Source organism: Streptomyces sp. NPDC051218 (assembly GCF_044455475.1).
In the GTDB taxonomy this organism is placed as follows: domain Bacteria; phylum Actinomycetota; class Actinomycetes; order Streptomycetales; family Streptomycetaceae; genus Streptomyces.
The window spans coordinates 1,413,128-1,419,777 of sequence record NZ_JBITEU010000001.1; the positions used below are offsets into that span (position 1 = coordinate 1,413,128).

5 protein-coding genes and 1 rRNA gene are annotated in these 6,650 nt (G+C 72.2%); 5 read left to right on the forward strand and 1 reads right to left on the reverse strand.

Annotated elements, in window-relative coordinates; genetic code table 11:
- Positions 1-92: 92 nt before the first annotated feature.
- The 5 genes from ACIBCK_RS06310 (at position 93) to ACIBCK_RS06330 (ending at position 6,261) form a co-directional block, all read left to right on the forward strand.
- Entirely contained in the window at positions 93-1,403 is a 1,311-nt protein-coding gene (locus tag ACIBCK_RS06310; protein WP_399387146.1) for a glycerophosphoryl diester phosphodiesterase membrane domain-containing protein, read from the forward strand.
- 4 nt (positions 1,404-1,407) lie between these two features.
- Positions 1,408-2,100, forward strand: a complete 693-nt coding sequence (locus tag ACIBCK_RS06315) for a DUF4129 domain-containing protein (protein ID WP_399387148.1) — start codon at positions 1,408-1,410, stop codon at positions 2,098-2,100.
- A gap of 554 nt (positions 2,101-2,654) precedes the next feature.
- Entirely contained in the window at positions 2,655-3,971 is a 1,317-nt protein-coding gene (locus tag ACIBCK_RS06320) for a DUF4350 domain-containing protein (RefSeq protein WP_399387289.1), read from the forward strand.
- Positions 3,971-4,951 (forward strand): AAA family ATPase, encoded by a 981-nt coding sequence (locus tag ACIBCK_RS06325; RefSeq protein ID WP_399387291.1) that lies wholly within the window; start codon positions 3,971-3,973, stop codon positions 4,949-4,951. Before ACIBCK_RS06320 ends, ACIBCK_RS06325 begins: the two co-directional genes overlap by 1 nt.
- Positions 4,951-6,261 (forward strand): DUF58 domain-containing protein, encoded by a 1,311-nt coding sequence (locus ACIBCK_RS06330; protein ID WP_399387150.1) that lies wholly within the window; start codon positions 4,951-4,953, stop codon positions 6,259-6,261. The genes ACIBCK_RS06325 and ACIBCK_RS06330 overlap by 1 nt, the downstream gene beginning before the upstream one ends.
- A gap of 108 nt (positions 6,262-6,369) precedes the next feature.
- On the opposite strand, the gene rrf is transcribed toward ACIBCK_RS06330, so the two are convergent.
- Positions 6,370-6,486 (reverse strand): 5S ribosomal RNA (gene rrf / locus ACIBCK_RS06335).
- Positions 6,487-6,650 lie beyond the last annotated feature (164 nt).

A 6,650-nucleotide genomic window follows, 5' to 3' on the forward strand; every position in this document is an offset into this window, starting at 1 on the left:
ATACGCTGCCCGGTCACCGCACGGGTGTGCCGTGGCACGATGGCTGGCAACCTGCCGCCGCGACCGCGGACGGGCACCGTGAAGGAGCGACGATGAACGACTCTCCGGGCTGGGCTTCGCCCGGATCTGCCCCCTCCGACCCCTCCGACGACGGACAGGACTCCGGCACGCGCGAACCCGCCGAGCCCGCGGACCGGCCCGACGGTCCTCCATCGAAGTGGTCCAAGGAACAGCCGCCGCCCGCCCAGTGGTCCGCCCCCAGCCCGCCGGCCCCCGGCCAGACCCCGCCTCCTCCCCCGCCGCCGTCCGGCGGCGGCTGGGGCGGCGGACGTCCGGGCGGCCCCGGCCCCGGTGGTCCCGGTGGTCCTGGCGGCTACCCCGGCTGGGGCTCCTGGCAGGGCCCGCCGCCCGCCGCCAAGCCCGGCGTGATCCCGCTGCGGCCCCTGGGCGTCGGCGAGATCCTGGACGGCGCGGTCTCCACGATGCGTACGTACTGGCGCACCGTGCTCGGCATCTCCCTCGCCGTGGCCGTGTTCACGGAGATCGTCGTCATCCTGCTCCAGGGGCTCGTCCTCAACGACAGCGCTTCCACGGAGGCGCTGGACGACCCGAGCGCGACCGTCGGCGAACTGACCCGCGCCTTGGGCGACACCCTGCTGAGCTCCGGCGTGGTCCTGCTGATCACCCTGCTCGGCACGGTCGTCGCCACCGCCCTGCTGACGATGGTCACCAGCCGCGCGGTGCTCGGCAAGTCGGTCACCACGACCGAGGCCTGGCAGGACGCCAAGCCACAGCTGCCGAGGCTGATCGGCCTGACGCTGCTGCTGCCGCTCATCGGCGTGGCCGTCGTCGCCGCCGGCTCCGTGCCCGGCGTACTGATCGCGGTGGCCGGTGCGACGGACGCGGGCATCAGCCTGGCGGTCCTCGGCGGTTTCGCCGCCCTGATCGTCGCCATCTGGCTGCTCGTCCGCTTCTCGCTCGCCTCGCCCGCCCTGATGCTGGAGAAGCAGGGCGTGAAAAAGTCGATGACTCGCTCGGTGAAGCTGGTGCGCGGCTCCTGGTGGCGTGTCTTCGGCATCCAGCTGCTCGCCGCGATCATCGCCAACGTAGTGGCGTCGATCATCGTCATCCCCTTCACCCTCATCGCGGGCGCGGTGAGCGGCGACGGCGTCACCGGCTTCCTCGACAGCGGCACCGGCGACCTCGGCTGGACCTTCCTGATCGTCAGCGGCATCGGCTCGGTCATCGGCTCGATGCTCACGTTCCCGATCACGGCAGGCGTCACGGTCCTGCTCTACATCGACCAGCGCATCCGCCGCGAGGCTCTCGACCTCGAACTGGCGCGCGCGGCGGGCCTCCAGGGCACCGGCGGCCCCAACACCCCCGGAACTCCGGGGAGCTGATGCGGTGACGGGGGCAGCGCTGCGCGGAGCAACGGCGGTCGTCCTGCGCAGGGGCGACGACGACCCACCGGTGACGATCCCGCGCGCCCCCGCACGGGAGGCGGCCGAACGCGAACTGTCCGACCCCGCGTACCACGAGAACGACCCCAGCCTCCTGCAACGCGCCCTGAACCGCTTCTGGGAGTGGGTGGACGGCCTGTTCACCGCCGCCTCGGGGGCAACCCCGGGCGGCGCCCTCGGCCTCTTCGTCATCATCGTCGCCGTACTGGCCATCGCGGCGGCCCTGTGGTGGCGCCTCGGCACCCCGCACCGCGCCCCCACCGCGTCCCCCGCCCTCTTCGACGACCGCCCGCGCACCGCGGCGGAACACCGCGCCGCCGCCGAGGCACACGCAGCCCAGGGCCACTGGAACCAAGCCGTCCAGGAACGCATGCGGGCGATGGTCCGCTCCCTGGAGGAGCGCGCGCTCCTCGACCCCCGTCCGGGCCGCACAGCGGACGAAGCAGCAGCGGAAGCCGCCGTCGTCATGCCGACCCACGCCGCCGAACTCCGCGTGGCAGCCCAGTCGTTCGACGCCATCACGTACGGCGCCCGCACAGCGACAGAGCCGACGTACAACCGCCTGACCACCCTGGACAAGGCCCTAACAGCAACAAAACCAACCCTGCCCCACACCCCTCAGGGAGCCCCCAAGTGACGGCCCCCCAGGACCCACCCAACCCGGCCGACGCCCCAAACCCCTCCTCCCCTACGCCCGACGCGACGGCGAACGAGAATGAGCGCAACGCCCGCGCCCCCGGCGGAACGCCCGGAGCCGAGGGCCCCACGCCACCCGGGGACGAGGCCGACGGCGACGCCCGCGCGGATACGACGACAGCCGCGAACGACGAGGACAGAACCGACGCCTGCCCCGACAGCGGCGAGGACACGAACAGCACCTACGCCGCCGAGGGCGAAGACCGGAACAACACCCGCGCCGACGCCACGACGAACAAGAACGGCGAGGACAACGACGACGCCCGCCCCAGTGGAGGCGGGGACGCGAGCAACGCCTACGCCGCCAGGGGCGAGGACAGCACCCACGCCACTCAGGGCAAGGACCAGAACAGCACCCGCCCCGGCGCGAGCCCACACCCCGGCGAAAGCGAAAGCAGCATCGATGCCGGACCCACCGGCAGCACCACCACCTCTGCGATCCCAGCCCCCACCACCACCCCGGCCACCCCGGCCACCCCGGCCACCCGCGTGACCATGGCACCCTCCGCCACAGCCACTACAACCCCTACCACCCGCGCCACCACAGCCCTCGCCCCCGATCCGGCAGCCGGGCCCGGCGCCGAGGCGGAACCCGGCCTCGGGGCCTCCCCCGGCCCCGTCACCCCCACCTCCCCGGCGCCCACCTCCTCCGCCCCCACCCCCCGCCAGCTCTGGACCAGGACCCGCGGCATCCTCCTCGCCCTGGTCGTCCTCCTGGCAGCCGCCATCGCCATCGCGGCCGTCCGCTCCGGCGGCCAGCACGGGCGCCTCGACCCGCGCTCCGCCGACCCCTACGGCAGCCGCGCCGTCGCCGAACTCCTCGCCGACCGCGGCGTATCCACCCGCGTGGTCACCACCTCCGAGGAGGCCAGGTCAGCGGCGGGTAGGGACACCACACTCCTGGTGGCCGAGCCCGACCGGCTCACCGAGCGCCAGCAGTCACGCCTGCGCGCGGTCACCGAGGACTCCCGGGGCCGCACCGTGCTGCTCGCCCCCGGCACCCCATCGACCAGCACCCTCGCGCCCGGGGTCACGGTGGACGCCACCCCCAGCCTCGACTCGACGCTCTCCCCCCGCTGCGACCTCCCCGCCGCCGAACGCGCAGGCCCCGCCGACGTCGGCGGCCGCCGCTACGACACCCTCGCCCCGGCAGCCGACGCCTGCTACCTCAGCGACGGCCTCCCCGGCCTGCTGCGGCTCCCGGCCGCGGAAGGGCCCGGCGACACCGTCGTAATCGGCGCCCCCGACATCCTCTTCAACGACCGCCTCGACGAACAGGGCAACGCCTCACTGGCCCTGCAACTCCTCGGCTCCCGCCCGAACTTGGTCTGGTACCTCCCCTCCCCCGCCGACGACGCGGCGACCGACGACACCGCCGACCGCAGCTTCTTCGACCTCATCCCCGACGGCTGGCTCTGGGGCACCCTGCAACTCACCGTCGCCGCCGCACTCGCCGCCCTGTGGCGAGCCCGCCGCCTCGGCCCGCTGGTCCCCGAACGCCTCCCCGTCGCCATCCGCGCCTCCGAAACCGTCGAAGGCCGAGCCCGCCTCTACCGCAAGGCGAACGCCCGCGATCGCGCTTCCGCCGCCCTCCGCTCGGCCACCCGCACCCGCATCGCCCCCCTCCTCGGTGTCTCCCCCGCCCAGGCGCATACACCCGAGACCCTGCTCCCCGCCCTGTCCACCAGGCTCCACGCCCCCGGCCAGGACCTCCACCCCCTCCTCTTCGGCCCACCCCCCGCCACCGACACAGCACTCATCACCCTCGCCGACCAACTCGACGCCCTCGAAAGAGAGGTACGTACTTCATGATGGACCCGACCACTGACAACGCCGGGAGCTCCGGCAGCGCCCGCTCCTCCCTGGAGTCCCTGCGCACCGAGATCTCCAAGGCCGTGGTCGGCCAGGACCCCGCGGTGACGGGCCTCGTCGTGGCCCTCCTCTGCCGCGGCCACGTCCTTCTCGAAGGCGTCCCGGGAGTCGCGAAGACCCTGCTCGTCCGCGCCCTCGCCGCCTCCCTCGAACTCGACACCAAGCGCGTCCAGTTCACCCCGGACCTGATGCCGAGCGACGTCACCGGCTCCCTCATCTACGACGCCCGCACCACGGAGTTCTCGTTCCAGCCCGGCCCGGTCTTCACCAACCTCCTCCTCGCCGACGAGATCAACCGCACCCCGCCCAAGACCCAGTCCTCCCTCCTCGAAGCGATGGAGGAACGCCAGGTCACGGTCGACGGCACCCCGCGCCCCCTCCCCGAGCCCTTCCTCGTCGCAGCCACCCAGAACCCGGTCGAGTACGAGGGCACGTACCCCCTCCCCGAAGCCCAGCTGGACCGTTTCCTCCTCAAGCTCACCGTCCCGCTCCCCTCCCGCCAGGACGAGATCAACGTCCTCACCCGCCATGCGGAAGGCTTCAACCCCCGCGACCTCAAGGCCGCCGGCATCCGCCCCGTAGCGGGCCCCGCCGACCTGGAGGCAGCTCGGAACGCGGTCGCCAAGACATCCATCTCCCCGGAGATCACCGCGTACGTGGTGGACATCTGCCGCGCCACCCGCGAGTCCCCGTCCCTCACCCTGGGCGCCTCCCCGCGAGGCGCGACCGCGCTCCTCTCGACAGCCCGCGCCTGGGCCTGGCTGACGGGCCGCGACTACGTGATCCCCGACGACGTGAAGGCCCTCGCCCTCCCCACCCTCCGCCACCGCGTCCAACTCCGCCCGGAGGCCGAGATGGAGGGCGTGACAGCAGACTCCGTGATCAACGCGATCCTCGCCCACGTCCCGGTCCCCCGCTGATGGCCCTCACCGGCCGCACAGCCCTCCTGGCGGCCCTCGGCAGCCTCCCCGTAGGCATCTGGGAGCCCAGCTGGACAGGCATCCTCGCCGTGAACGCCCCGCTGGCCCTGGCCTGCGCCTGCGACTTCGCCCTGGCCGCTCCCGTACGACGCCTGGGCCTGACCCGCACAGGCGACACCTCCGTACGACTCGGAGAACCCGCCGACATCGAGCTGACCGTCACCAACCCCTCAGGCCGGCCCTTGCGCGCCCAGCTCCGCGACGCCTGGCCCCCGAGCAGCTGGCAGCCCGGCACCGAGGTCGACGCATCCCGCCACCGCCTGACGGTGCCTCCCGGCGAACGCCGCCGGCTCACCACCCGCCTGCGCCCCACCCGCCGAGGCGACCACCAGGCGGACCGCGTCACCATCCGCTCGTACGGCCCCCTCGGCCTCCTCACCCGCCAGGGCAGCCACAAAGTCCCCTGGACCCTCCGCGTCCTGCCCCCCTTCACCAGCCGGAAGCACCTCCCGTCCAAGCTGGCCCGCCTCCGCGAACTCGACGGCCGCACCAGCGTCCTGACCCGCGGCCAGGGCACGGAATTCGACAGCCTCCGCGACTACGTCCCCGGCGACGACACCCGCTCCATCGACTGGCGCGCCACCGCCCGCCAGTCGAATGTCGCGATCCGCACCTGGCGCCCCGAACGCGACCGCCACATCCTGCTGGTCCTCGACACCGGCCGCACCTCGGCGGGCCGCGTCGGCGACGCCCCGCGCCTCGACGCCTCGATGGACGCGGCCCTTCTCCTCGCGGCCCTGGCTTCCCGAGCGGGCGACAGGGTGGATCTCCTCGCATACGACCGTCGGGTACGCGCCCTGGTCCAAGGCAAAGCCGCAGGCGAGGTACTCCCCTCGGTCGTCAACGCACTGGCCACGCTCGAACCGGAACTCGTCGAAACGGACGCCCGAGGCCTGACCTCAACGGCCCTCCGTACGGCAACCCGCAGCTCCCTGGTAGTGCTGCTGACCAGCCTGGACGCGGCCCCCATCGAGGAAGGCCTGCTCCCCGTGCTCTCCCGCCTCACCCAACGCCACACAGTCGTCGTGGCATCGGTGGCCGACCCGCACATAGAGCAGATGTCCAGGGCCCGCGGAACAACAGAGGCCGTGTACGACGCTGCCGCCGCCGCCCAGGCCCACACAGAACGCCACCGCACGGCAGAACAACTCATCCGCCACGGAGTCACGGTCGTAGACGCGACACCGACGAACTTGGCCCCGGCACTGGCAGACGCCTACCTGTCCCTAAAGGCAGCCGGCCGCCTCTGACCGGAGACGGAAACAAAAAAGGCCCCGGAAAGGGGCCCTGACCAACAAAAGTCCATAACGCAGAAAACCCCCGCACCCAGAGGGTGCGGGGGTTTCCCGTCAATAATAGTTCGGCGGCGTCCTACTCTCCCACAGGGTCCCCCCTGCAGTACCATCGGCGCTGTGAGGCTTAGCTTCCGGGTTCGGAATGTAACCGGGCGTTTCCCTCACGCTATGACCACCGAAACACTATGAAACTGTCAACCGCACCGTAGTCGTGGCCCGACATACGGGGTTGTTCGTGGTTTCAGAACCAACACAGTGGACGCGAGCAACTGAGGACAAGCCCTCGGCCTATTAGTACCAGTCACCTCCACCCGTTACCGGGCTTCCAGATCTGGCCTATCAAC